This window comes from Pseudophaeobacter sp. 1A16562 (assembly GCF_041008785.1).
In the GTDB taxonomy this organism is placed as follows: domain Bacteria; phylum Pseudomonadota; class Alphaproteobacteria; order Rhodobacterales; family Rhodobacteraceae; genus Phycobacter; species Phycobacter gallaeciensis_A.
Map to the genome: position 1 here is coordinate 69,224 of NZ_JAXGFT010000002.1, position 25,521 is coordinate 94,744.

Below are 25,521 nucleotides of genomic sequence, written 5' to 3' on the forward strand. Positions count from 1 at the left end.
CAATGACCCGTACTGTTTATGTGAATGGCGAATACCTGCCGGAAGACGAAGCGAAGGTCTCGATCTTCGATCGCGGCTTCCTGATGGCTGATGCGGTATACGAGGTGACCTCGGTTCTGGGCGGCAAGCTGATTGATTTCGAAGGCCACGCGGTGCGCCTGAAACGCTCGCTGGATGAGCTGGACATGCAGGAACCCTGCACCAAGGACGAACTGCTGGAGATCCACCGCAAGCTGGTGGAGCTGAACGGCATCGACGAAGGGCTGGTTTATCTTCAGGTTACCCGCGGGTCCGATGGTGACCGCGATTTCGTTTTCCCCGATCCCGAGACCACCAAACCGTCGATTGTGCTGTTCACCCAGAACAAGCCGGGTCTGGCCGATAGCCCCGCCGCCAAGAAAGGCGCAAAGATCATCTCGATCGAGGACATCCGCTGGGGCCGCCGCGATATCAAGACGGTGCAGCTGCTGTACCCCTCGATGGGCAAGATGATGGCCAAGAAGGCCGGAGCCGATGACGCCTGGATGGTCGAAGACGGCTACGTGACCGAGGGCACTTCGAACAACGCCTATTTCGTCAAGGATGGTGTGATCGTCACCCGCCCGCTCTCCAATGACATCCTGCACGGCATCACCCGCAAGGCCGTGTTGCGCATGGCAGAAGAAGCGCAGCTGAAAATCGAAGAGCGTCTCTTTACCATCGACGAGGCGAAAGAGGCGGACGAGGCCTTTACCACCTCTGCCAGCGCATTCGTGATGCCGGTCGTGGAGATTGACGGCACTGCGCTGGGCGATGGCACACCCGGCCCCATCGCCAAACGCCTGCGCGAGATCTATCTGGATGAATCGGTGAAGGCCGCGATCTGATCGCTGCGCGTATCCGTATCAACAATTAAGGCCGCTCCTGACGGGGCGGCCTTTTGTTGTTTCAGTGGCAGTGCACTCTGCCTGTGCTGGTCTGCATATGGCAGCATTTGCCCGGTGGAGAGCTTTTGCGGCAGCCTCCACCATGCTGGACCAAAGTATCGGCCTGCAGGCCCGCATGCGAGAATGAGGCCCCAAAACTGATGGTCGGTATAGCAGTGGCGAGCGCAATATGTGCGGCCAGAGACAAGGCTTTCATTGAATAAGTCTTCCTTCGATTGCATCAACGTAAACGTCTCGCAACTCTATCGTGATATATCTGTCAAAATACAACCATAAGATGCTTTTGTCCGAGCGGTTGTGAGGCTGCCCGCAACAGAGGCGTTACCCAAAGCGGAAGCTAGAGGCCGTGACGCCGCCAAAGATGTCCTTCTGGTGGTAGACCTGAGTTGCCGGTTCTTTCTCGGCCGCGCCAAGGGCTGTGAAGAGCGGCACAAGGTGATCCTCCTGCGCGTGGCAGGCGCGGGCATAGGGGGCCTGTTCCCAGTTGAGCAGTGCCTCGGTCCGCGCGGCGGCTGGCAGTTGCAGCGCCGCATTCAGCCATGTGTCGAACTCTTCCGAGGGCACCTTGGCCCGGGGGCCGAATTCCCGCAGATTGTGGTAGCTGAGACCGGAGCCAACGATCAGCACGTCCTCGTCACGCAGGGGGGCAAGCGCGCGGCCAAGGGCGAAATGCTCTTCTGGGCTGTAGCCATGGCGCATGGAGACCTGAAATAGCGGAACATCGGCCTCCGGGTACATCAGGGCCATGGGCACGAAGGTGCCATGGTCGTATCCCTGTTCCGCGTCCATCGAGACCGGCAATCCCGCCGCTGCGATCAGATCCGCAGTGTGCTGGGCCAGCTCTGGCGCGCCGGGCGCCGGGTATTGGATTTCGTAGGTCTCTGGCGGGAAGTTGTAATAGTCATAGACCATCGGCGGTTTTGCAGCACTCATCACTGCAAATGTGTCCTTTTCCCAGTGGCCGGAAATCATCAGAACCGCCGAGGGACGGCGCCCGATTTCCTGCGGCATACGGGCAAGCGCATCTGCCAGCGGTGCCAGCGCCTCCCGCATGTTCGGGATCCAGGGCCACGGTCCGCCGCCGTGGGAAATGAAATAGCTTGGCATCCTTGAACGCATCCGAACCTCCATCACACATACTGTTGGTTCAGATGTTAAGGGATCCGGGCCGCCGGGGTTATACCCAGTGGCGAACACCCCCTGTGCGCCGATGGCGACAGGGGGGGCAATCCGCCAGGGATCAGGCCTTGTCTGTGACGTTTTCCTTGAAGGCGACTTCGAACTCGGCCTGTTTTTCCGGGCTGGCTTCGGTCTGGTACTTGGACTTCCACTCATCCATGGTCATGCCATAGTATATTTCGCGGGCTTCATTCTTGTCCATTTCGATGCCGCGTTCGTTTGCTGCTTCCTGATACCAGCGGCTGAGGCAGTTGCGGCAGAACCCGGCCATGTTCATCAGGTCGATGTTCTGCACATCGGTGCGGTCTTCCATCAGATGCTTTTGCAGGCGGCGGAATGCGGCGGCCTGAAGTTCGATCTCGGTTTGCTGGTCCATGGGGATCCTCCCGGTTGTCTTGCGTTCCGTAATATGTGGGTACCACTGTCCAGAGGCAAGCCAAGGTTCGGGGCGCTGCTACAGGCCCGACCCCGCAAGGGCCCGGGGCAGGAGGCTGGCGAGCCGTTCAGCCCAGTGCTGCTGCCCGGCGGCATCGGCGATCAGATCGTTGCGCAGTTCGATCAGCGTGTTGGGGCGACTATGGGCTGTGCCGTGGGTGTCGATGGCATCGCCGGGCAGGTAGCCGGTGTAGGGCTCGTTGATCCCGACACAAAGGTCAGGCTCGGCCTGCAATGTGTCGATCAGCACCGGGGAAAACCGCTCACCTTCGGGGAAGAGCACGCCGATTTGCCAGGGACGTGGGGGACGTCCGCGCAATTGCCGGGTGAAGGAATGCATCGAGACGATGACCGTGTCCGGGCGCGCGGCAAGGCGGCTCACTTCTGCGTGATAGGGGCGGTAGCAGGCCTCAAGCCGCGCCGCGCGCTCTGCCGCATCGGCGTGACGGTTGGCGGGAATGATGGTCCCGTCATAAAGCTTCATCAGCAGAGTTGGATCATCTTCGCCCCGGTTGGGGTCGATCACCAGACGGGAGAAATTGGAGGCCACAACCGGCGCGTCCAGCAGCTCACCCAGATGGCGGGCTACGGTATAGGCCCCCACATCATAAGCGATATGACGCTCCATATCCTCATGCGGCAGGCCAAGGTCGCCGCCGTTGACGAAGGGAGGTACGCGGTTGGTGGCATGGTCGCAGGTGATCAGCCAGCGGGCAGGGCGTTCGGCCCCGTGAACAAAGAAGGGAGTATATGTCATGCGCCTGTCATCGATTGTTGACGATACCTTTAGGGGAGTTGCGGCAAAATGGAAATTGCGCGATAAGCACCGCAAGATATGTTTGCGGTAACACCGCCTATTGCTGAGCTGACACCAGAAGGACCCACCCCATGAAACGTTCCCGCAGTGTGAAGATTGTTGCCACCCTGGGACCGGCGTCCGAAACCTATGAAACGATCCGCGCCCTGCACGAGGCCGGCGCCGACGTGTTCCGCCTGAATATGTCGCACGGGACCCATGCAGAGATCACCCAAAAGCACGAGATCATCCGCAAGGTGGAAAAGGATCTGGACAGCTCGATCGGTATTCTGGCCGACCTTCAGGGTCCCAAGTTGCGCGTGGGCGTCTTTGCGAATGGTTCCGAGGAACTGGAAGAGGGCGCGTCTTTCCGGCTGGATCTGGATCCCACCGATGGTGATGCCACGCGGGTCTGCCTGCCGCATCCCGAGATTTTTCAGGCGCTGGAGCCCGGCGCGCATCTGCTGGTGAATGATGGCAAGATCCGCCTCCGGGTGGAGCGCTGCGGCGCCGATTTTGCCGATTGCAGCGTCGTGACCGGCGGCACCATCTCCAACCGCAAGGGCGTGAACGTGCCCGATGTGGTGCTGCCCCTGGCGGCTCTGTCGGACAAGGACCGTGATGATCTGGAGTTTGCCTGCACCCTGGGTGTGGACTGGATCGCACTGTCCTTCGTGCAGAGGGCCAAGGATGTGTTTGAGGCCAAAGGCCTGGTCGATGGCCGCGCTGCGGTGCTGTCCAAGATCGAGAAACCTTCGGCTGTGGAGCAGTTCGAGGAAATCCTCGATGCCTCGGACGGAATCATGGTGGCGCGGGGCGATCTGGGCGTCGAACTGCCGGTTTCGGCGGTGCCGCCGATCCAGAAACGGCTGGTGCGCAAATGCCGCGCGGCGGCCAAACCGGTGATCGTCGCCACCCAGATGCTGGAAAGCATGATCGAAAGCCCGATGCCCACGCGCGCCGAGGTCTCGGACGTGGCGACCGCGATTTATGAGGGCACCGATGCCATCATGCTGAGCGCTGAATCCGCTGCCGGGCAGTATCCGGTCGAAGCGGTGCGAACCATGGACAACGTCGCCGCCGAGGTGGAGACCGACCCCACCTATGCGCAGATCATCGCCTCTTCGCGCTCTTCCAAGGGCAACACGATTGCGGATGCCATCGTTGCTGCCGCCCGCGAAATTGCCGAGAAGACGGATATCAAGGCGATTTGCTGCTTCACACAGAGCGGCACAACTGCGCTGCTGACCGCGCGGGAACGTCCCGGTGTTCCGATCATCGCGTTGACCCCGCTGGAAGGCACCGCCCGGCGTCTGGCGCTCAGCTGGGGATGCCACTGCGTGGTGACCAGCGGACAGGACCGGTTCAAGGGGGCGGTGGTCAACGCAGCCCGCGCCGCCCGCGCCGGCGGGTTCGCCTCCGAGACGGATCAGATCGTCGTGACCGCAGGCGTGCCGTTCAACGTGCCCGGCACCACCAACATCCTGCGCGTTGCCCCCTGTGATGAACGTTTGATTTACAGCACCGACCCGGAATAAGCTTTCCTCCAGCCCGGCGTCGGGCTGCGGTTGGAGGGATGTTGCGTGAACAGTGACCTGTTTCTGGTGCTTGGCCTTCTGCTTGCATGGCTGGCGATACCGTCCATGTTATCGGCCTATAGCGACAAGCGGCGCCCACAGGTCTCTGTCTTCCTGCTGCTGGGCAGTGCGGGCCTGATCGCCTATGCATTTCTGACGCAGCCGGGCGGTTATCGTCTGCGCGACGTGCCAGATGCGTTTTTCAATGTGATTGGCCAGGTTTTTTAGAAGAAACCGCTTGCCCTTGTGATCCGGTTTTCGTACATGGCGGCCCTGTTCACGTGGCCGGCCAGAGTGGCATGCCGAGTCGCGTATCTACCGAACTCGCATTGAAGGAGACGGAAATGCCCAAAATGAAGACGAAATCGAGCGCCAAAAAGCGCTTCAAGGTGACCGCCACCGGTAAGGTGATGGCAGGTCAGGCTGGCAAGCGCCACGGCATGATCAAACGTCACAAGAAATTCATCCGTGATGCCCGCGGCACCACGACCCTGTCCGCCCCCGACGCCAAGATCGTCAAGGGCTTCATGCCCTACGACCGCTAAGAGGAGATTTGACACATGTCCCGCGTTAAAGGTGGTACCACAACTCACGCCCGTCACAAGAAGGTCATCAAGGCAGCCAAAGGTTACTATGGCCGCCGCAAGAATACCTTCAAGGTCGCCCGTCAGGCCGTCGACAAGGCAAACCAGTACGCAACCCGTGACCGTAAGGCGCGCAAGCGTAACTTCCGCGCCCTGTGGATCCAGCGTATCAACGCTGCCGTCCGCAGCCACGACGAATCGCTGACATACTCGCGCTTCATCAACGGTCTGAACCTGGCCGGTATCGAAGTTGACCGTAAGGTCCTGGCCGATCTGGCCGTGCACGAGCCCGAAGCCTTCGGTGCGATCGTCAAGCAGGCACAGTCCGCACTGGCAGCCTGAAGCGTTCCACGCTGAGATTTAAGAAAGCCGCCCCTCAGGGGCGGCTTTTTTGCGCTTTGGCCAGGGAAACGGATCCCTAAGCTGGGGAAGGCTGGTCCGTCGGGCCTTGCTTTCAGCGGCTGCTGTGGTAGCACGAGCCAAGCAAAATTCAGGGGACCGTCATGGACGATCTTAAGGCAAAATATCTGGGGCAGATCGCCGATGCCCACGACGAGGACGCGCTGGAGGCAATCCGCCTCGCCGCCGTCGGGAAAAAGGGCGAGGTGGCCCTGAAGATGCGGGAATTGGGCAAGATGACGCCTGAGGAGCGCCAGACCGTGGGCCCGGCGCTCAACGCACTCAAGGATGAAATCAACTCTGCGCTGGCCGCCAAGAAGGCCGCGCTGGCCGATGCCGCGCTGGACGAGCGTCTGCGCACTGAGTGGCTGGATGTGACCCTGCCCACGCGCCCGCAGCGCCGCGGCAGCCTGCACCCGATCAGCCAGGCCAGCGAAGAGCTGACTGCGATCTTTGCCGAACTTGGCTTCTCGGTCGCCGAAGGCTCGCGTGTTGAAACCGACTGGTACAACTTCGATGCGCTGAACATTCCTGGCCATCACCCGGCCCGCGCCGAGATGGATACTTTCTACATGCATCGGGCCGAAGGCGATGACCGCCCGCCGCACGTGCTGCGCACGCACACCTCGCCCGTACAGATCCAGTCGATGGAGAAGATGGGCGCCCCGCTGCGCGTCATCTGCCCGGGCGGTGTCTACCGCGCCGACTACGACCAGACCCACACGCCGATGTTCCACCAAGTCGAAGGCCTGGCGCTCGACAAGGACATCTCGATGGCGAACCTCAAGTGGGTGCTGGAGGAATTCGTCAAATCCTTCTTCGAAGTGGACGATGTGGAGCTGCGCTTCCGCGCCTCCCACTTCCCCTTCACCGAGCCTTCGGCCGAGGTGGATATCCGCTGCTCCTGGGATAATGGCCAGCTGAAGATCGGCGAGGGCGACGACTGGATGGAGATCCTTGGTTCCGGCATGGTCCACCCCAAGGTGATTGCCGCCGGTGGCATTGACCCCGAGGTCTACCAGGGCTTTGCCTTTGGCATCGGTATCGACCGTCTGGCGATGCTGAAATACGGCATCCCCGATCTGCGTGCCTTCTTTGACAGCGATCTGCGCTGGCTGCGCCATTATGGCTTCAGCTGCCTGGACGTTCCAACACTGCATGGCGGGTTGAGCCGATAACGCTTGAACCGCAGGGCCTTGGCCCTGCGACGCGCCCGACCCGCCCCATGGGCGGGCGCGTTCCGCACCCACCCCGGGCCGGGCGCGCTGCCAGAAATGGAGTGCCGGGCCGCCAGTCAACCGATTTGCCAAAAGGGCGCTGAGATATGAAATTCACTCTCTCCTGGCTGAAAGACCACCTTGATACCGATGCCTCCGTTGCGGAGATCACCGAGGCCCTGACCGACCTGGGACTGGAAGTCGAAGAGGTCTCGAACCCCGCCGACCGGCTCAAGGATTTTACCCTGGGCTATGTGAAACACGCGGAGAAGCATCCTGATGCGGATAAACTGCGTGTCTGCAAGGTGGACACCGACGAAGGTGAGATGCAGATCATCTGTGGCGCGCCAAATGCCCGGGAGGGCATCACCGTGGTGGTCTGTAAACCGGGCATGTATGTGCCGGGTCTGGATATCACCATCGGCGTTGGCAAGATCCGCGGCGTCGAATCCTTCGGCATGATGGCCTCCGAGCGGGAGCTGGAACTGTCCGATGAACACGACGGCATCATCGAGCTGCCCTCGGGTGCGGTCGGCGACCGGTTCATTGACTGGCTGGCAGAGAACGATCCGGCCAAGGTTGATCCGGTGATCGAGATCGCCATCACTCCGAACCGCCCCGATGCGCTGGGTATCTTTGGCATTGCCCGCGATCTGGCGGCGCGCGGGATCGGCACGCTGAAAACACACGACTACGAGGCGGTCCCGGGTGACTTCGAAAGCCCGGTCAAGGTGACCATCGACGAGGACACGCTGGATGGCTGCCCGCTGTTCACCGGCCGGGTAATCAAGGGCGTCAAGAACGGCCCCAGCCCGCAGTGGCTGCAGGACCGGCTGACAGCCATCGGTCTGCGCCCGATTTCGGCGCTGGTGGATATCACCAACTTCTTCACCTTCGATCAGAACCGTCCGCTGCACGTCTTTGACGTGGCCAAGGTGCAGGGCGATCTGCGGGTGCATCGCGCCAAGGGCGGCGAGACGCTGCTGGCGCTGGATGAAAAGGAATACACCCTTGGCGCAGGCCAGATGGTGATTTCCGATGAAAATGGCCCCGAAAGCATCGCCGGTATCATGGGCGGTGAGGAGACCGGCTGTACCGACGAGACGGTTGATGTATTCCTCGAAAGTGCCTTCTGGGATCATGTGCAAATTGCGACCACAGGCCGTGCGCTCAAGATCAATTCGGACGCGCGCTATCGCTTCGAGCGTGGCGTTGACCCGGAATTCACTCTCGAAGGGCTGCACCGTGCCACTCAGATGATCCTTGATTTGTGTGGCGGCGAGCCGTCCGAAGTGGTGATCGCAGGCGATGTGCCGGATCATTCGCGCGCCTACAAGCTGGACCCGGAGCGGGTGCAGTCGCTGGTCGGTATGGACATCCCCGAAAGCGATCAGCGTCAGACCCTGACCCGCCTTGGCTTCCGGCTGGAGGGCAACCTGGCCCATGTGCCCAGCTGGCGCCCCGACGTGCAGGGTGAGGCCGATCTGGTGGAAGAGGTCGCGCGTATCGCTTCGCTGACCAAGCTGCAGGGCAAGCCGCTGGCGCGCCTGACGCCGGGTATCCCGAAGCCGGTGATGACGCCGCAACAGCGCCGCCAGCAGATGGCGCGGCGCACGGCGGCGAGCCTCGGCTATAATGAAATCGTCAGCTACACCTTCATCGACAAGGCCTCGGCCACGCTGTTTGGCGGTGGCGATGATGCGACCATGCTGGCCAATCCGATTTCCTCGGAAATGTCCCATATGCGGCCGGATCTGCTGGCCGGTCTGTTGCAGGCCGCTGCACGCAATCAGGCGCGGGGCTTCATGGATCTAGCCCTGTTCGAGGCGGGCCCTGTGTTCCACGGCGGTGAGCCGGGCGAGCAGCGTGAACAGATCTCGGGTCTCTTGGTCGGCCGCACTGGCCCCAAGGATGTGCATGGCGCGGCGCGCCCGGTCGATACCTTTGATGCAAAGGCCGACGTCGAGGCGGTTCTGGCCGCTATCGGCGCGCCGGCCAAGGTGCAGGTGCTGCGGGGCGGCGACGCCTGGTGGCATCCGGGCCGTCACGGAAAGATCTGCCTTGGCCCGAAAAAGGTACTCGGCGTCTTTGGTGAGTTGCACCCCAAGGCGCTGAGCGAAATGGGCGTCAAAGGACCTGCCGTGGCCTTTACCATCTGGCCGGACGAGGTGCCGCTGCCGCGTAAATCCGGTGCCACCCGCGCGGCGCTGGACATCAGCGACCTGCAGGCGGTCGAGCGTGACTTTGCCTTTGTGGTGGATGAGAGCGTCGAGGCGCTGACCCTGGTCAATGCCGCTGCCGGTGCCGACAAGGCGCTGATCGAGGACGTGCGCGTCTTTGATGAATTCATCGGCGGCAGCCTGGGTGAGGGCAAAAAATCCCTGGCCATCACCGTGCGCCTGCAGCCGACTGACAAGACGCTGAAGGAAAAAGACATCGAAGCGGTGAGCGAGAAGATCATCGCCAAGGTGAGCAAGGCCACCGGAGGCATTCTGCGGGGCTGATCTGTTGAGCGGAATGGTTGGAATTTCAGGCCGTGCCCGATCCGGGCGCGGCCTTATTTTTGAAAAAAGTGCTCTGCCAGCAGATCGAACACCAGGCGGATCTTGCGGCTGGTGTGCAGCTCCCGGTGGGTGGTCAGCCAGACGGGGAACCGGATCGGCTCCATCTGCGGCAGGAGCCGCTCGACCTCGGGTGTTTGCCGGGCGATGCGATCTGACATGGGGGCGATGCCGAACCCCCGTTTGACCAGTTCCCACGCGACCAGCCCGCTTTGCGATTCATATCGAAAATTGCGCTTTGTCAGGGGAAACCCCAAGGGCGTGAGATGACCGACCATCCCTTCTGCATCGCCGAAGCTGATGAAGTCATGGCTGCTCAGATCCCGGACGTCTTCGGGGCGCCCGGCCTTTGCCAGATATTGCGGCGCGGCATAAAAGCGGGCGGTTTCCTCGTGGATAAGACGGGCGATCAGCTCGGGCTGTTCGGGGCGCACGTGGCGGATGGCGATATCCGCCTCGCGGCGCATCAGATCGCGGATGTCGTTGGAGGCGATGATGTCGATGTGCAGATCCGGCGCCAACTGGCGCAACCGCCGCAGCACATCCGGCAGCAGGTAAGCAGAATAAACATCGCTGGCGGTAATCCGGACGGTGCCGGTGATGGATTCCGATTGTCCCAGCGCCGCAAGGGCGATCCGGTCCGCGGCCAGACCCATGGGGCGGGTATGTTCCAGCAGTTCGACCCCGGCTTGCGTCAGCTGCAGAGATTTGCCGATCCGCTCGAACAGCATCAAGCCAAGGCTTTCCTCCAGCGCAGCCACCTGACGGCTCAGCGTGGGTTGTGTCAGGTTCAGACGCCGGGCCGCCGCAGAGAGAGAGCCCGTCTCGGCGGTGGCGAGAAAGGCGCGGATGTGGTTCCAGTCGAAGGCGTTTGGGGTTCTGGTCATACATTACCGTATATCGTGCCTGCATATTTCGGCAATTCCTGCATGTATGGCTTTCTCGTAGTTTCCTCGCAAAGGAGACAAAACCATGCAGACCTCAATTCAGTTCTGGGACGGAATTGCCGAAAAATATGCCCGCAGTCAGATCCGGGATCCGGCCGCTTATGACTATACGTTGGAACGTACTCAGGCCTATCTGAAACCGGGCGACCGGGTTCTGGAACTGGGCTGCGGCACCGGAACCACCGCGCTGCGCCTCAGGAAGGCGGTCGCCTGTTATACTGCCACCGATCTGGCGCCTTCGATGATCGCCATCGCGCAGCGCAAGAAGGATGAGGCAGGCGTCACCAATCTGCGGTTCGTCGTCTCTGACATTGCAAATGCACCCGTGGGACCCTTTGACGCGGTGATGGCATTCAACCTGTTCCACCTGATAGGGGATCTGGATGGCGCCTTGGCGCATATCTACCGGACCATTCGCCCTGGTGGCACCTTCATCTCGAAAACGCCCTGCCTGGCCGATAGCAAAAGCGCGGTACAGCGTTTGATGATGCGAGTCGCGATTCCGGTGATGCGGCTTGTTGGCAAGGCGCCGCCCTCGGTGGTGCATTTCCTGTCAGTGGCCGATTGGCAGGCACGGCTGGAGGCTGCGGGTTTCGAGATCATCGAGACCGGAAACTACCCGGCCGATCCGCCCAACCGGTTTCTGGTTGCACGCCGCAAGTGATCTGTCGGGGGCGGGGCTGGTCCGTTCGGGCGATCCGGTCTAAGCATGGCGGAACAGCGAATGGAGGGTGCGATGACTTTGAACGTATATCTTTCGGGTGAAATTCACACGGACTGGCGCGAGCAGATCGTGACTGGCGCGGCGGATCTGGACGTGGCTTTCAACAGCCCGGTGACCGACCACGGCGCCAGCGATGATTGCGGTGTGGCCATTTTGGGCGCCGAAGAGAACAAATACTGGCACGATCACAAAGGGGCCATGGTCAACGCGATCCGTACCCGCAAGGGGATCGAGGATGCCGATGTGGTCGTCGTGCGCTTTGGCGACAAGTACAAGCAGTGGAATGCCGCCTTTGACGCAGGCTATGCGGCGGCGCTGGGCAAATCGATCATCGTGCTGAGCCAGCCGGACCATCAGCACGCGCTGAAAGAAGTGCACGCCGCCGCGCTGGCGGTGGCTAAAGAGCCGCGGCAGGTGGTGGAAATCCTGACCTATGTGCTGACGGGCAAGCTGCCCGGGTGAGCGAGGTCATCCTTGAAACCGACCGGCTAATCCTGCGTCCGCACCGGATTGAGGATTTTCCCGATGTGGCCGCGCTTTGGGGTGATCCCGAGGTGGTGAAATACATCGGCGGCGTTCCTTCTGACCCAGAAGCCTCGTGGGCGCGGCTCTTGCGGAACATGGGGCACTGGCAGGCGATGGGCTTTGGCTATTGGGCGGTCACGGATCGCACCGATGGCCGGTTCCTGGGAGAGGTCGGGTTTTCCGACTTCAAGCGCGGCATCGTTCCGCCGCTGAACGGTGTGCCCGAGGCCGGCTGGGTGCTGGCAACCCACGCCCATGGCCGCGGCATCGCGACCGAGGCGGTGCGCTCTATCCATGACTGGGCGGATCGCTGCATGGACTGGTCGGAAACGGTCTGCCTGTTCGACCCGGAACATCTGGTGTCACAGAACGTTGCCCGGAAACTGGGCTACGAGATGCGCGAAGAGGCGGCGGTATATCGGGGCGATCTCACCGTCGTGATGGTCCGGGGTTCCGGCAGCTGATCTGCGGCGCGGCTGCCTTCATCGGCGTCTGCGATTGGGCGCACAGGGGGCCTGGAAACAACAACGCCCCGCCAAAGGCGGGGCGCCAGGCCCAACGGGCAGAGGGTCGCAAGACCCGATAACGGGCGGGAGGCCTACGCCTCCTTTTTCTGGATTTCTACACTGTGCGGGTAGGGGATCGAAATGCCTTCGGCGTCAAAGGCTTCCTTCACCGCCTGTGTCATGGCGAATTTCAGCTCCCAGTAATCCGATGCCTTGCACCACAGGCGCGCGGTCAGATCGACCGAGCTGTCACCAAGGTTGGTCACGCGAACCCAGGGTTCGGGATCAGTCATGACCCGTGCATCGGCGGCAGCCTGTCGCAGGATGATCGCCTTGGCCTTGTCGGCGCTGTCGCCATAATCGATGCCAAAGACCAGGTCCACTCGACGGGTGTCATGGGCCGAGAAGTTGGTGATGATCGATCCCCAGGCCTGACCATTGGGGATGATGATCTGCACGTTGTCCGCAGTGGCCAGTTCCGTCACAAAAAGGTTCAGATCCTTGACCGTCCCGGCGGTGCCGCCGATGTCGACGTATTGACCCAGCTTGTAAGGGCGGAACAGGATCAGCATGAAACCGGCTGCCAGATCGCTCAGCGTGCCTTGTAGGGCCAGACCGATGGCCAGCGTGGCAGCGCCCAGCATGGCGACAAGACTGGTGGCCTCGATGCCGAAGATCCCGAGAACCGCAACCAGCACCACAGCCAGCAGCGCCCAACGGATCATGCTGGCGGCAAAATTGCCTAGCGTCGGATCGATCTGAGGGGTCTTGTTGATGCGGCGGCGCACCATGTTGCTGATCATTCCCGCTGCCACCCAGCCAAGGATAAGAACAACAAGCGCCTTGGCAGCGCTCAGTGCCAGCGGCCAGAGGGCTCCGGCCTGTTCAATCATCTCTTCCATACCAATAGGTCCTCTTTCAATCCTGTCATCCGGCGCGGACCTGCTTTGGTCGACGTCGGATTCTCCGACTCAACCTTATTGTTACTATCAAGATTGTTTGAATTGACAGGGAATTTCTTGGCCGCGTTTGCATTTAGCGACCTTGCGCCGGGCCGCCCGGCTGGTGGTGGCAGATTTCCGGAAGATAAAAATCCCCGCCAGTGCGTAGGCGCTGGCGGGGGGGATATAGCAGGGTGATCCGTAATGATCAGTCAGGTTCGCCGACCGGAACTCAGGATTTGATCGCAAGTGCTGGGGAAACGACATCGATCCCCAGCGCCTTGCCGACGGCATAGTAGGTCAGCTGGCCCGCATGGACGTTCAGCCCGTTCAGAAGATGCGGATCATCGGCGCAGGCCTGTTTCCAGCCTTTGTCCGCCAATGCCAGCAGGAAGGGGAGGGTTGCATTGCCCAGAGCCTGGGTCGAGGTGCGGGCAACGGCGCCTGGCATGTTCGCTACGCAGTAATGCATCACGCCATCGACTTCGTAGATCGGGTCGGCGTGGGTGGTGGCTTTCGAGGTTTCGAAACAGCCCCCCTGATCGATCGCGACATCGACCAGGACAGCCCCCGGCTTCATCTCGCTGAGTTGCGCGCGGGAGACCAGTTTCGGTGCCGCTGCGCCGGGCACCAGCACTGCGCCAACAACCAGATCGGCCTCGCGGACGAGTTCGGCGGTGGCGGCAGCGGTGGAATAGCGGGTGCGGAAGTCTCGGCCAAATACATCATCGAGGTATTTCAGGCGATGCAGGGAGCGGTCCAGAACGGTGACATCGCCGCCCATGCCCGAGGCGATGCGGGCCGCATGGGTGCCGACCACACCACCGCCGATCACCACCACCTTTGCCGGAGGGACGCCGGGTACGCCGCCCATCAGGACGCCGCGGCCGCCATTTGCTTTTTGCAGGGTCCATGCACCGACCTGCGGTGCCAGCCGCCCGGCCACTTCGGACATCGGCGCCAGCAGCGGCAGGCCACCAAAGCTGTCGGTGACGGTTTCATAAGCAATCGCGGTGCAGCCTGAGGCAAGGAGGTCGCGGGTCTGTTCGGGGTCGGGGGCCAGGTGCAGGTAGGTGAACAGCAACTGTCCTTCGCGCAGCATCTTGCGCTCACCGGCTTGCGGTTCCTTGACCTTGACGATCATGTCTGCGGTGGCAAAGATTTCTTCGGCCGTCTCCAGCAGCGTCGCACCGGCGGCGGCATAGTCGGCATCGGTGTATCCGGCACCGGCCCCGGCGCCGGTCTGGATGAAAACGTCATGGCCATGTGCGATGGCTTCGTGGGCCGCGTCGGGGGTCATGCCGACGCGAAATTCCTGCGGTTTGATTTCAGTCGGGCATCCGATTTTCATGTAGCTTCCTCCCTGCTATACTTGAACTCTAGGTTCGCACCTGGGAAATGTGCTGCTTTTTTGGGCGAAATAAAAAGATGCGTGTCGAAGATTATTCGAATAGATGCGGGATATGAGCAAAGTACTACGTAATTATGTCTCTTGATTCGACGGATCGTCGTATTCTGGAGGTCCTGCAACGGCAGGGCCGCATTTCCAACGCGGATCTGAGCGAGCGGGTAAACCTCTCTGCGTCTGCTTGCCACCGCCGGGTGCAGCGTTTGGAGGCTGAAGGCTATATCAAGGATTACGTCGCCCTGCTGGACGCGCGCAAGCTGAGCGTTCCAACAACCGTCTTCGTGGAGATTACCCTGCAGGGGCAGGCGGATGAGCTGTTGGATGCTTTTGAACGTGCGGTGGCGCGGATCCCAGATGTGCTGGAGTGCCACCTGATGGCAGGATCGGCGGATTATATCCTGAAGGTCGTGGCCGAAAATACCGATGATTTTGCCCGCATCCATCGCCAGCATCTGACCCGGCTTCCGGGGGTGGCGCAGATGCAATCGAGTTTCGCGCTGCGCACGGTGTTCAAGACAACGGCGCTGCCCGTCTGAGCTTTCTCTTCGTCGCGCTCCCGCCCGTCGGCGGCTTTGTGAAAAAGACCTCCTCCCGTTGGGCGTGGCAGCCAAGGGGTGCGGACGCAGTCGGGGCCCCCGCGGGCGCGGGAGGGACTCTTGCTTGGCTGGTTTGGCCGGACAGTTGGGTGCTGTGAATGCAGATCGGCGCGTAGAGGGCTTATTTGTCTTACATTTCGCTCCTGCTTCTGGTTCAACAGGAGGACGAGGGAAAGACGGGGGAGCAGATCATGCAGTTCGACTACATCATCGTGGGCGCCGGGAGTGCCGGCTGTGTTCTGGCCAAGCGGCTGAGCGAGGCGGGCAAGCAGGTGCTGCTGCTGGAGGCGGGCGGCCGTGACAATTATCACTGGGTGCATATCCCGATGGGATATCTCTACTGCATCAACAACCCGCGCACCGACTGGATGTATCGCACAGAGGCCGACCCGGGGCTGAATGGTCGGGCGCTGATCTATCCGCGCGGCAAGGTGCTGGGAGGCTGCTCGTCCATCAACGGCATGCTGTATCTGCGTGGGCAGGCAGCGGATTATGATGGTTGGCGCCAGCGCGGCCTCGCGGGCTGGGGCTGGGACGATGTGCTACCCTATTTCAAGAAATCCGAAGATTACGTCGAAGGCCCATCCGAGATGCATGGTGCGGGCGGCGAATGGCGGGTCGAGAACCAGCGCCTGCATTGGGATGTGCTGGATGACTGGATGGAGGCCGCTGCGGCCTGGGGCCTGCCCAAAGTCACGGATTTTAACACCGGCAACAACGAAGGCGTCGGCTATTTCCGGGTCAATCAGCGTGCGGGCTGGCGGATGAATACCGCCAAGGCATTCCTGCGTACGGCGACAGGGCAGGGGCTGAAGGTGGAAACCCAGGCCCATACCCGCCGGATCCTGATCAAAGAGGGCCGCGCGACGGGCGTCGAGTATCAAAAGGGCGGCGAGGTGCATGTCGCCCATGCCGCCGCCGAGGTGATCTTGTCGGCAGGGGCGATCAACAGCCCACAGATCCTGCAGCTATCTGGGCTGGGGCCGGGCGCCTTGCTGCAACAGCACGGGATCGAGGTTCTGCAGGACATGCCGCAGATCGGCGCAAATCTGCAGGACCATTTGCAGCTGCGCTGCGCCTGGCGGCTGGAGGGGGCGCATACGCTCAACACGCTGGCGAATTCTGTGATCGGCAAGGCCAAAATCGGTCTGGAATACGCGCTGAAACGCTCTGGTCCGATGTCGATGGCGCCAAGCCAGCTGGGCGCCTTCTCCCGCTCACGCCCGGATCTGGAAACGCCCGATCTGGAGTATCACGTGCAGCCGCTGACGCTGGAGGCGTTCGGCAAGCCTCTGCATAATTTCCCGGGGCTGACTGCCAGCGTCTGCAACCTGCGCCCCGAAAGCCGGGGCCGGGTCGAGATCGCCTCGGCCGATCCAATGGCCGCGCCGAGTATCCAGCCGAACTACCTGTCTACAGAAGGCGACCGTCAGGTGGCCGTGGCGGCGATCCGGCAGGCGCGGGCGATCATGGAGCAGGCCAAGATGCAGGCCTACTGCCCCGAGGAGATCAAGCCGGGGATCGCATCTGATAACGAGGTCGATCTGATGCAGGCCGCCGGGGATATCGGTACGACGATCTTCCACCCCACCTGCACCGTGCATATGGGCAGCGACGAACGCGCGCCGCTTGACCCCGAATTGCGTCTGCGCGGGGTATCGGGGTTGCGGGTGGTGGATGCCAGCGTGATGCCCACGATCACCAGCGGCAACACCAATGCGCCGACAATCATGATCGCGGAAAAGGCATCTGACATGATCCTTGCAGCTGCGCGCGGCTGAATTCGGCAGAAAGCCGGAAGCCGGTGCTTTTGCGCTTGCACCCGGTCGGGATTTTCGTTTGCCTTTGACCCGGGCGAATTAACGCCCTTTGTGACAGTTCCGGTCAGGCTGGACCGGAACTGCCTATTTCAGGCCATTCGGGCAGCGGGTGCTGCTGTGACATCAAACAATCACATCCGTGCGTTAGAGCGGCCGAAACAGACGAGTAACAACAAGGAGCCGCGCCGTGACCAGCGATACAACCCCTGATTCATTTGATTGGCTGGATGCCGAGCTTCAGGACACGCTGGACGAGGATTTCGAGATTGAATTTGCCGAGCCCATGCTGTCGATGGAGCTGCGCAAGATCTACCGCTCGCAGCATCCCGAAATGCTGGATCGCAAGGTCTACTTCAGAAATCTGTTGCGCCTGCAGGCGGAATTGATCCGGCTTCAGGATTGGGTGCAGCACAGCGGCGCCAAGGTATGCATCCTGTTCGAAGGGCGCGACAGCGCTGGCAAGGGCGGCGTGATCAAGCGGATCACCCAGCGTCTGAACCCGCGTGTTGCCCGCGTCGTGGCCCTGCCCGCGCCCTCGCGCCGAGAGCAGAGCCAATGGTATTTCCAGCGCTACGTGCCGCATCTGCCGGCTGCGGGGGAAATCGTGCTGTTTGACCGGTCCTGGTACAACCGCGCCGGGGTTGAACGGGTAATGGGCTTTGCCAGTGAGGATCAGGTCGAACAGTTCTTTCAGGACGTTCCAGAATTTGAACGGATGCTGGTGCGGTCGGGGATCATCCTGCTGAAATACTGGTTCTCGATTACGGATGAGGAACAGCAGCTGCGGTTCATGATGCGGATCCATGATCCGATGAAGCAGTGGAAGCTGTCGCCGATGGATCTGGAAAGCCGTATCCGCTGGGAACAATATACCAAGGCAAAGGAGGATATGTTCGAACGTACCAACATCCCCGAAGCGCCTTGGTATATCGTTGAAGGCAACGACAAGAAGCGCGAGCGGCTGAACTGCATCGAGCACCTGCTGACCAAAGTGCCCTATGAAGAGGTGCCGCAGGAGAAGGTGTCCTTGCCGGACCGGGAATATAATCCCGACTATGAACGCAGGGTTCTGCCGGACGAGCTGTACGTGCCAAAGATCTACTGAGCGACCTCTGTGTAAAGAGCGAGGGCGGGTTCCCCCGCCGGTTCCAGCACAGCCTGCGGACTGCGCTACCGCCGTTGGGCCCGGCGCCGCGCCGGGGCGCGGCGTGCGCTTGTCTCAGGCTGCCTGCCTCAAGGCCGTTGTGATCTTTATTCGGGCGTGTCCGCCTGATCTGCCATATTGTCGAGAAACCGTTGCAGATACCCGGTGAAGGCGGTGAGCTCCTCGGGGGAGAAACCTTTGAGCAGGTCGCGCTGCCGCTCCAGCGCGCGCGGCAACATCTGGGCGTGCAGGGCATGCCCCGCCTCGGTCAGGAACCAGGATTTGCGCCGCTCATCTCCGCCCCGTACCTCGGCCCGGACGAGACCGGCCTTTTCCATGCGCTGCAGTGCGCGGCTGACGGCGGCCTTGTCGATACCGGTGAGGTTCGCAGCCTGACCGACGGAACAGCCCGGATCGCGCGTCAGCATGACCAGCATGCGCCAGTCCATGACACCGATGCCGAATTCCTTTTGGTAGGCGCGCGCAGCGTTCCGGGTCAGCCGGTTGCCTGCGAATGTCACCGTGACCACCGGGTTGCGGCTGTAGTCCAGTGTCGGGGCGGCGGGGCTGTCCTCACTGCCATCCGGCAGGATCAGGAACAGATCGTCGGGTAAATCGCTCATCCAGGCAGCTTAGGTCAGGCGAGTTGACAAGACAACGGTTGCCGCGCAGTCTTCCCTGAAGCTGACAATCGGGGGGAGGGGCTGCGATGGAAAGGCCAGTTTACAACATCGATCCGCAGGCGTTTTGGCAGGATCCCTATCCGGATCTGGCCCGTATGCGCGCCGAGGCGCCGGTGGCCTATGTGCCACAACTGGATGCGGTTCTGATCACCCGCCGTGACGATATTTTCCGGGAGGAAAAGCGGATCGAGGTGTTTTCCTCGGACCAGCCTGAGGGGCTGATGACCCAGCTGATGGGGCGGAACATGATGCGCAAGGACGGCGCCGCCCATATGGGAGAGCGCAAGGCGATCTTTCCGGCGGTCTCTCCCAAGACGGTGAAACAGCATTGGCTGACGCAGTTCCGTTCCGCGACGGCGCGGATACTTGACGACCTGGCGCCCCGGGGGGGCTGCGATCTGGTGCGTGACTTCGCCATGCCAGTCTCGGCAGAGGCGCTGAAGGCAGTCACCGGTCTGACCCGCATGCGCGCCGAAGAGATGGACGCGGTGAGCCAGGGCATGATCGATGGCTGTGCCAATTATGCAGGTGATCCGGAGGTTGAAGCGCGCTGCAATGACAGCACCCGGCTGATCGACCAGCACATTACCGAGATGTGGCGGAGTGATTCTGGCGCGGATGACTATTCCCTGTTGCGGGTTCAGCAGGCTGCGGGCCTGCCGGAGGATCAGATCAGGGCCAATATCAAGCTGGCGATCTCCGGCGGGCAGAACGAGCCACGCGATGCGATTGCCGGGACCGTCTGGGCCTTGCTGCGCCATCCGGAGCAACTGGAAGATGTCCGCGCGGGCCGTGCCAGCTGGCTGAAGGCGTTCGAGGAATATGCCCGCTGGATGTCCCCCATCGGAATGTCACCGCGCCGGGTGGCGCAGCCTTATGTCCTGCACGAGGTGGCGCTGAAGCCTGAGGACCGGGTGTTTCTGATGTTCGGTTCTGGGAACCGGGACGAGCAGGTGTTTGCACGCCCCGATGCCTTTGACATCCATCAGGATATCAGCGCGGCCATTTCATTTGGCGCCGGTCCACATTTTTGCGCCGGGGCCTGGATATCAAGGGCGCTGATCGCCGAAGCGGCGCTACCGATGCTGTTTGAGCGGCTGCCGGATCTATCCCTTGCGGGGGAGGCACGGTTCGGCGGATGGGCTTTCCGCGGTCCGCTTGAAATGCCGGTGACCTGGGACAAAGGGGAGAGGAGCCGGTAAGTGCGGAGAGCGTCGGGAGGCAGGCACAGATCAGACCAATAAGGGGCTCAAGAGGAAGTCACCCGGAGGGGCAGGCGCCTTGGTGCAGGGAGCAAGGCTATCGCCAGGTTTGGGGGGGAGCGATGTGCCTCCTCCGGGAAATGCCGACCGTTCCAACTTCGGCAACAGGGCCGTCCGCCTTGGGAAACGTGAGGTTTCGGTGCCCTGCTACTAATGATAGCAAAGATGGACTTCGAATACACGTATAAGTTTAACTATTTAGCCGCAGAACCGATATTCCGCCGTAAAATATGTATCTTAGAAACGACAAACCCCCGGGGCGGGCCACGGGGGTCGTCAAAAGCGTCCAGAAAAAACCGGAGGAAGATCTTAGAGGAGACCTTCGCGCTGTGCTTTCTTACGTGCCAGTTTACGGGCACGACGAATCGCTTCAGCTTTCTCGCGCGCTTTTTTCTCGGAGGGTTTCTCGAAATGTTGCTTGAGCTTCATTTCGCGGAACACGCCTTCGCGCTGCAGCTTTTTCTTCAGGGCACGGAGCGCCTGATCGACATTGTTGTCACGAACACTAACCTGCATGTGGTTTTCACCACCTTTCTAAGTTGGGTTGCAAGGATTTGCAGGAGGTGGCCGTATAGCAAAGCCGGTCTAACTTGTCTAGTACTGAGCAAAAGGGCAGATCGCGCAGCGACGCAGGCCCTTAAAGGCGCATTTGTTGACGAGGAGATGCATCATGACTGAGCAAACAGCCACAGAGCAACCGGCCGCCGACACCGGATCGATCGACGCGCTTCTGGATGCGGCGCTCATTCATGTCGCCTTTGACGGCTGGACCGAAGCCACCTTTGCTGCTGCAGTCGAGGATTGCGGTATGGACCCGGTTCTGGCACGCGCCCTGTGTCCGCGCGGGGCAGTGGATCTGGCGCTGGCCTATCACCGGCGCGGCGATGCGCAGATGCTGGAACGGTTGAAGACGGCGGATCTGACGGGGCTGCGGTTCCGGGACAAGATCGCCGCCGCCGTCCGTTTCCGCCTTGAAGCCTCTGACGACAAGGAAGCGGTGCGCCGGGGCGTGACGCTGTTCTCGCTGCCGGTCTATGCCGCCGACGGGGCCAAGGCGATCTGGGGCACGGTGGATGCGATCTGGACCGCGCTGGGCGATACCTCCGAAGATATCAATTGGTACAGCAAACGGGCCACGTTGTCCGGGGTTTATTCCTCGACCGTTTTGTTCTGGCTGGGGGACGACAGCCCGGGCCATCAGGCCACATGGGACTTTCTGGATCGGCGCATCGACAACGTGATGCAGTTCGAAAAGCTGAAGGCCGATGTGCAGAAGAACCCTTTGCTGAAGCCCCTTCTGGCCGGCCCGTCCTGGCTGGCGGATCAGATCCGGCGCCCGTCGACACCCACGGATCTGCCAGGCCGTAGGACTGGCCGCTGATCAAACGCCACGTCCATTCGCCGTTTCAGTACATCCGGACGCAATGCAAACCACCTGCCGGGGTTTGTGCCCCGCACCCAAGGTGATATTCAAAGCGTTAAAACGCACCACGCAAGGGAAAGGATCTTTGCATGACGGAGACATTGCCGGAAACGATGCGCGCGATTGAAATCTCGCAACCCGGAGGCCCCGAGGTTCTGACGCTGACAGACCGGCCCGTTCCGCAGCCAGGCCATGGCCAGCTGCTGCTGAAGGTCGCCTATGCGGGCGTCAACCGGCCGGACGCGTTGCAGCGTGCGGGGGCCTATGATCCGCCTGCCGGTGCCAGCGATCTGCCGGGGCTCGAGGCTTCGGGCGAGGTGGTCGCCATCGGTGCGGGCGTCACCGAATACGCGGTGGGGGACAAGGTCTGTGGCTTGCTGCCCGGCGGTGGCTATGCCGAATACGTGGTCACACCGGCCGCCCATTGTCTGCCCATTCCCAAGGGCATGTCGCTGAAACGCGCGGCCTGCCTGCCGGAAACCTGTTTCACGGTCTGGTCAAACGTCTTTACCCGGGGAGGGCTGAAGGCGGGCGAACGTTTTCTGGTGCACGGCGGCTCATCCGGGATCGGAACGACAGCGATTCAGCTGGCCTCGGCCTTGGGCGCGCGGGTGTTCACCACCGCCGGGTCCGATGCCAAATGTCAGGCCTGTCTCGATCTGGGGGCCGAGCGTGCGATCAACTACCGCGACGAGGATTTCGTGAAAGTTCTTCGCGCTGAGGGCGGCGCCGATCTCATCCTCGACATGGTGGGCGGCGACTATATTCCTCGCAATATCAGGGCGCTGGCCGATGATGGCCGTCTGGTACATATCGCCTTTCTCTCTGGCCCCAAGGCCGAGCTGAACTTTGCCCAGATCATGGCGCGCCGCCTGACGGTGACGGGATCGACCCTGCGCCCGCAAAGCGATCTGGCTAAGGCCCGCATTGCGCAGGACCTGGCCGAGGCGGTCTGGCCGCTGGTCGAGGCAGGCAAGATGGCGCCGGTGATGGACAGCGAATTTGCGCTGGAGGAGGCGGCAGCCGCACACGCGCGGATGGAAAGTTCCGGCCATATTGGCAAGATCGTTCTGAAGGTGGGCTAAGGCCGCTTGCCTGCACGCAAGAAGGGCCGACAGTTGCGTCGGCCCTTTTCTGTGTGCTTCGCTCTATTTCACCGCGCGCCGGTACAGGTGCCAGGTGGCGTGCCCCAGCACCGGCACCACGATGATCAGCCCGGCCAGGAACGGGATCGCACCGATTACCAGCATGCTGCCGACGATCACGCCCCAGGTAATGCAGATCACCGGGTTCTTGCGCAGCACCTTGATCGAGGTGGCCACCGCCACCGGCAGGCCCACGTGGCGGTCCAGCAGCAGCGGGAAAGAGACCAGGCTCATCGCCAGCGCGGCAAAGGCAAAGACGGCCCCTAACGCGCCGCCTGCAATTGCCATGATCCAGCCTTCGCGGGTGGTCACTACAGCGGTGGCGAAGCCGAGCATCGAGGTCGGCGGCTCTGGTCCCAGGGTGCGGATATAGATCATGTCCGCCGCGACCAACCAGATGATGAACAGTGCTGCCAGATAAAAACCCAGCACCAGAATGGCGCCGAAGGCAGGCGAGCGGATAACACCAAAGGCATCCATCCAGCGCGGCTTAAACCCGGCTTCGCGGCGCGAGGACATTTCATACAGCCCGACCGCCGCAACAGGCCCGAGGATCGCAAACCCCATGATCATTGGCACGATCAGCGGCAGCAGATTCATCGACAGGCTCATCACGATCAACGCGATGCCAATCACCGGATAGAACAGCACCAGGAACATCGCATCGCTGCGGCAGGCGGCAAAATCTTCAAGACCTGCGGCCAGTGAATGGATAAGGTCGTCCATCGAAAGCCTGCGCGCCTGAGGCAGCTCCGTGACGTCGCTGCTGCCCATTTCTCCCACCGTCTTGCCGAAATGCTGTCCGGTGGTTTCTGCCCCCTGCAAGAGCCAACTGAGCGGATTACCGATTGTCTTTGCCATGCGCTTGTTCCTCCTCTTCCTCCTCGCGGATTTAAATGGAAGTGCCGTTTAGGCAGGGCCGTGCGCGGCACGTGGAACAATACTAGCACAAAATCGGCCAAAATGCGCTGCACAAGCCAATCAATGTCGCGTGAGGGAAAGCTGCCCAGTGGCGCCTGCCTCCTCTTTTCGCGGCCAAGCCGCCTGTCGGGCGGTGGGGCAGGGGGAGTTTGGGGAGATGGAGGAGGAAGCCAAGCCTCCATAAGGTTCAGCGCACCGGGGCAAATAGTGCATCCTTCAGAGTGCAGTCGCGGATCACGTCCCGGCCGCAGGGCACCGGATCAAGGCTGCGCGACAGGCAGATGCGGGCCTCTTGGATGTGACCATCGCGGCAGGTGATGGTCAGGCTGTCCCGGCTCAGCTGTGGATTTTCCTTCAGAAAGGCTTCCTCGACCAGCGATGCGGGCAGTTTCACCAGTTTGTCCAGCTTGCGGAAGATAGCCGGACGGGTGATCTGTCCATAAGCCTCGCGCGAGAGGGAAAAATACTGGGCAGGGGACAGGCCGGAACAGCTGCCGTGTTTCTTCCATTGATGCCAAGCCAGGCCCGGAGACCCCATGATATCGGCCATCTCGGCGGTCTGGCGGCGGCTTGGCGGGGCCTCGGCGGTGTTGCAGAAATCCGGCCAGCCCCGGTGATACTGCGGCCACAGCCCATGCAGGGTCCAGCCGTGATCATGGCGGCTGTCGCATTGAGCCGATCCCCTGGCATCGCCTTCGATGGCGCACCAGTTCGGTGACCAGCTGAGGCTGAGGACGTAGTAATCGAATTCGCCCGCGACCTCCCGCGACCGGTCGCTGTCGGCGTAACCGGGCAGCGACGCCAGCCCGGAAATCACGGTTGCAATTGCCAGCAAGAACCTGCGCATCGCCTCTTTCCTTATGAAAACAAGGCGACTATATAGGACTGAAGTTCCCCGACAACGGAAACCCGCCCCAGACCTCGGGGCAGCCTAATTCAGGCGACGGGAAAGATGTACGTAGATGTTCGTGGGGCAAACGTGTTTTAAGGAGATAAGCGCATGGCAAAACCGTTGATGACCAAAGCGACCGCCGTGTGGCTGGTGGACAATACCACGATCAGCTTCAAGCAGATCGCCGATTTCGTTGGCATGCACGAGCTGGAGATCCAGGGCATTGCCGACGGTGACGTCGCCGCCGGCGTCAAAGGCTTTGATCCGGTTGCAAACAACCAGCTGACGCAGGATGAGATCGACAAGGCCGAGGCCAATCCGCTGCACAAGCTGAAGCTCAAGTTCAACCCGGCCGCTGCTGGCGAGGAAAAACGCCGCGGACCGCGCTACACACCGCTGTCCAAGCGTCAGGACCGTCCGAACTCGATCCTGTGGCTGGTGAAGTTCCACCCGGAACTCTCCGATGGTCAGATCGCCAAACTGGTAGGCACCACCAAGCCGACGATCCAGTCGATCCGCGAGCGGACCCACTGGAACATTGCCAACATGCAGCCGATCGACCCGGTTGCGCTGGGCCTGTGCAAACAGTCCGAACTGGACTCTGCCGTGCAAAAAGCCGCCGCAAAACGGGCTGCCGAAGGCGGCGTGATGAGCGACGACGAACGCCGCAAGCTGGTGTCGACCGAGCAATCGCTGGAGATGGATGCCGAGCCGAAGATCCCCTCGGCCATCGAAGGGCTGGAAACCTTCACTCTGGGTGGTGGCTCTGCCGAAAGCACCCCGTCCGAAGAGCCGCTGCCCGATGCGGACAGCTTCTTCAACCTGCCCTCGGGCGGTGATGAGGACGACGAGGACGAAGACGGAACCGATCCCCGCTTCTGAAGCGTTCAGACATCAGGGCCGACACGGT

Annotated in this window: 27 protein-coding genes; 17 read left to right on the forward strand and 10 right to left on the reverse strand. The window is 61.5% G+C overall.

The annotated features are described in order from the left end of the window. Positions 1–2: 2 nt before the first annotated feature. Complete coding sequence (locus SM764_RS02695) at positions 3–866, forward strand: D-amino-acid transaminase (protein WP_065271328.1); 864 nt, start codon at positions 3–5, stop codon at positions 864–866. 381 nt (positions 867–1,247) lie between these two features. On the opposite strand, the gene SM764_RS02700 is transcribed toward SM764_RS02695, so the two are convergent. The 3 genes from SM764_RS02700 to SM764_RS02710 form a co-directional block, all read right to left on the reverse strand. Continuing rightward, positions 1,248–2,045, reverse strand: coding sequence for a DODA-type extradiol aromatic ring-opening family dioxygenase (locus SM764_RS02700; RefSeq protein ID WP_274837290.1), 798 nt, complete (start codon positions 2,043–2,045; stop codon positions 1,248–1,250). A 121-nt stretch (positions 2,046–2,166) separates the two neighbouring features. After that, positions 2,167–2,481: a DUF1244 domain-containing protein gene (locus SM764_RS02705; RefSeq protein ID WP_065271326.1), complete on the reverse strand. Its 315-nt coding sequence runs from the start codon at positions 2,479–2,481 to the stop codon at positions 2,167–2,169. 78 nt (positions 2,482–2,559) lie between these two features. After that, on the reverse strand, positions 2,560–3,297 hold the full coding sequence (locus SM764_RS02710) for an N-formylglutamate amidohydrolase (RefSeq protein ID WP_369000952.1): 738 nt from the start codon (positions 3,295–3,297) through the stop codon (positions 2,560–2,562). Between the two features lie 131 nt (positions 3,298–3,428). Here SM764_RS02710 and pyk point away from each other — a divergent pair, with 131 nt between their 5' ends. From pyk to pheT, 6 genes are all read left to right on the forward strand, one after another. Next, positions 3,429–4,874 (forward strand): pyruvate kinase, encoded by a 1,446-nt coding sequence (pyk, locus tag SM764_RS02715; protein WP_065271324.1) that lies wholly within the window; start codon positions 3,429–3,431, stop codon positions 4,872–4,874. 45 nt (positions 4,875–4,919) lie between these two features. Continuing rightward, on the forward strand, positions 4,920–5,141 hold the full coding sequence (locus tag SM764_RS02720; RefSeq protein WP_065271323.1) for a hypothetical protein: 222 nt from the start codon (positions 4,920–4,922) through the stop codon (positions 5,139–5,141). Between the two features lie 116 nt (positions 5,142–5,257). Continuing rightward, positions 5,258–5,458, forward strand: a complete 201-nt coding sequence (rpmI, locus tag SM764_RS02725; protein WP_009178285.1) for a 50S ribosomal protein L35 — start codon at positions 5,258–5,260, stop codon at positions 5,456–5,458. A 15-nt stretch (positions 5,459–5,473) separates the two neighbouring features. Then, the gene (gene rplT / locus SM764_RS02730) at positions 5,474–5,839 is read left to right on the forward strand and encodes a 50S ribosomal protein L20 (protein ID WP_065271322.1); all 366 of its coding nucleotides are present in this window, start codon (positions 5,474–5,476) and stop codon (positions 5,837–5,839) included. Positions 5,840–6,000: 161 nt separating this feature from the next. After that, positions 6,001–7,074, forward strand: a complete 1,074-nt coding sequence (gene pheS, locus SM764_RS02735; protein ID WP_065271321.1) for a phenylalanine--tRNA ligase subunit alpha — start codon at positions 6,001–6,003, stop codon at positions 7,072–7,074. A 146-nt stretch (positions 7,075–7,220) separates the two neighbouring features. Beyond that, positions 7,221–9,617: a phenylalanine--tRNA ligase subunit beta gene (pheT, locus tag SM764_RS02740; RefSeq protein ID WP_369000953.1), complete on the forward strand. Its 2,397-nt coding sequence runs from the start codon at positions 7,221–7,223 to the stop codon at positions 9,615–9,617. Between the two features lie 53 nt (positions 9,618–9,670). Here pheT and SM764_RS02745 read toward each other — a convergent pair whose 3' ends face one another. Further along, positions 9,671–10,561, reverse strand: coding sequence for a LysR family transcriptional regulator (locus tag SM764_RS02745; protein ID WP_274837293.1), 891 nt, complete (start codon positions 10,559–10,561; stop codon positions 9,671–9,673). 85 nt (positions 10,562–10,646) lie between these two features. On the opposite strand from SM764_RS02745, the gene SM764_RS02750 reads away from it, so the two are divergent. The 3 genes from SM764_RS02750 (at position 10,647) to SM764_RS02760 (ending at position 12,334) form a co-directional block, all read left to right on the forward strand. Further along, positions 10,647–11,285 (forward strand): class I SAM-dependent methyltransferase, encoded by a 639-nt coding sequence (locus SM764_RS02750; RefSeq protein WP_368947915.1) that lies wholly within the window; start codon positions 10,647–10,649, stop codon positions 11,283–11,285. Between the two features lie 72 nt (positions 11,286–11,357). Continuing rightward, positions 11,358–11,807, forward strand: a complete 450-nt coding sequence (locus SM764_RS02755; RefSeq protein WP_369000954.1) for a YtoQ family protein — start codon at positions 11,358–11,360, stop codon at positions 11,805–11,807. Then, a complete protein-coding gene (locus SM764_RS02760) occupies positions 11,804–12,334 on the forward strand; it encodes a GNAT family N-acetyltransferase (protein ID WP_369000955.1) in 531 nt (176 codons plus the stop codon). The genes SM764_RS02755 and SM764_RS02760 overlap by 4 nt, the downstream gene beginning before the upstream one ends. 134 nt (positions 12,335–12,468) lie before the next feature. Here SM764_RS02760 and SM764_RS02765 read toward each other — a convergent pair whose 3' ends face one another. Together SM764_RS02765 and ald are read right to left on the reverse strand one after the other, a co-directional pair. Further along, on the reverse strand, positions 12,469–13,278 hold the full coding sequence (locus SM764_RS02765) for a mechanosensitive ion channel family protein (protein WP_369000956.1): 810 nt from the start codon (positions 13,276–13,278) through the stop codon (positions 12,469–12,471). Positions 13,279–13,549: 271 nt separating this feature from the next. Continuing rightward, positions 13,550–14,668, reverse strand: coding sequence for an alanine dehydrogenase (ald, locus tag SM764_RS02770; RefSeq protein ID WP_065271315.1), 1,119 nt, complete (start codon positions 14,666–14,668; stop codon positions 13,550–13,552). 134 nt (positions 14,669–14,802) lie between these two features. Between ald and SM764_RS02775 the strand changes: the two genes are divergently transcribed. From SM764_RS02775 to ppk2, 3 genes are all read left to right on the forward strand, one after another. Further along, positions 14,803–15,261: an Lrp/AsnC family transcriptional regulator gene (locus SM764_RS02775; protein WP_065271314.1), complete on the forward strand. Its 459-nt coding sequence runs from the start codon at positions 14,803–14,805 to the stop codon at positions 15,259–15,261. 251 nt (positions 15,262–15,512) lie between these two features. Further along, a complete protein-coding gene (locus SM764_RS02780) occupies positions 15,513–17,102 on the forward strand; it encodes a GMC family oxidoreductase (protein ID WP_369000957.1) in 1,590 nt (529 codons plus the stop codon). 226 nt (positions 17,103–17,328) lie between these two features. Next, positions 17,329–18,246, forward strand: a complete 918-nt coding sequence (gene ppk2, locus SM764_RS02785; protein ID WP_065271313.1) for a polyphosphate kinase 2 — start codon at positions 17,329–17,331, stop codon at positions 18,244–18,246. A gap of 146 nt (positions 18,247–18,392) precedes the next feature. Here the strand turns inward: ppk2 and SM764_RS02790 are convergent, their stop codons facing one another. Continuing rightward, complete coding sequence (locus SM764_RS02790; RefSeq protein WP_065271312.1) at positions 18,393–18,908, reverse strand: MarR family winged helix-turn-helix transcriptional regulator; 516 nt, start codon at positions 18,906–18,908, stop codon at positions 18,393–18,395. Positions 18,909–18,994: 86 nt separating this feature from the next. Here SM764_RS02790 and SM764_RS02795 point away from each other — a divergent pair, with 86 nt between their 5' ends. Then, the gene (locus SM764_RS02795) at positions 18,995–20,170 is read left to right on the forward strand and encodes a cytochrome P450 (protein ID WP_368947922.1); all 1,176 of its coding nucleotides are present in this window, start codon (positions 18,995–18,997) and stop codon (positions 20,168–20,170) included. Between the two features lie 369 nt (positions 20,171–20,539). On the opposite strand, the gene rpsU is transcribed toward SM764_RS02795, so the two are convergent. Continuing rightward, a complete protein-coding gene (gene rpsU / locus SM764_RS02800) occupies positions 20,540–20,746 on the reverse strand; it encodes a 30S ribosomal protein S21 (RefSeq protein WP_005614280.1) in 207 nt (68 codons plus the stop codon). A gap of 154 nt (positions 20,747–20,900) precedes the next feature. Here rpsU and SM764_RS02805 point away from each other — a divergent pair, with 154 nt between their 5' ends. Together SM764_RS02805 and SM764_RS02810 are read left to right on the forward strand one after the other, a co-directional pair. After that, on the forward strand, positions 20,901–21,611 hold the full coding sequence (locus SM764_RS02805; protein ID WP_065271309.1) for a COQ9 family protein: 711 nt from the start codon (positions 20,901–20,903) through the stop codon (positions 21,609–21,611). 143 nt (positions 21,612–21,754) lie between these two features. Continuing rightward, positions 21,755–22,738, forward strand: a complete 984-nt coding sequence (locus tag SM764_RS02810) for an NAD(P)H-quinone oxidoreductase (protein ID WP_065273574.1) — start codon at positions 21,755–21,757, stop codon at positions 22,736–22,738. A 63-nt stretch (positions 22,739–22,801) separates the two neighbouring features. On the opposite strand, the gene SM764_RS02815 is transcribed toward SM764_RS02810, so the two are convergent. Continuing rightward, positions 22,802–23,659 carry a DUF2189 domain-containing protein gene (locus SM764_RS02815; protein WP_369000958.1) on the reverse strand — a complete coding sequence of 286 codons (858 nt, stop codon included), beginning with the start codon at positions 23,657–23,659 and terminating at the stop codon, positions 22,802–22,804. Positions 23,660–23,906: 247 nt separating this feature from the next. Further along, positions 23,907–24,566, reverse strand: a complete 660-nt coding sequence (locus tag SM764_RS02820; protein ID WP_368947925.1) for a ribonuclease T2 family protein — start codon at positions 24,564–24,566, stop codon at positions 23,907–23,909. 153 nt (positions 24,567–24,719) lie between these two features. On the opposite strand from SM764_RS02820, the gene SM764_RS02825 reads away from it, so the two are divergent. Next, the gene (locus SM764_RS02825; RefSeq protein WP_274829733.1) at positions 24,720–25,493 is read left to right on the forward strand and encodes a DUF1013 domain-containing protein; all 774 of its coding nucleotides are present in this window, start codon (positions 24,720–24,722) and stop codon (positions 25,491–25,493) included. The last annotated feature ends 28 nt before the right edge of the window (positions 25,494–25,521 follow it).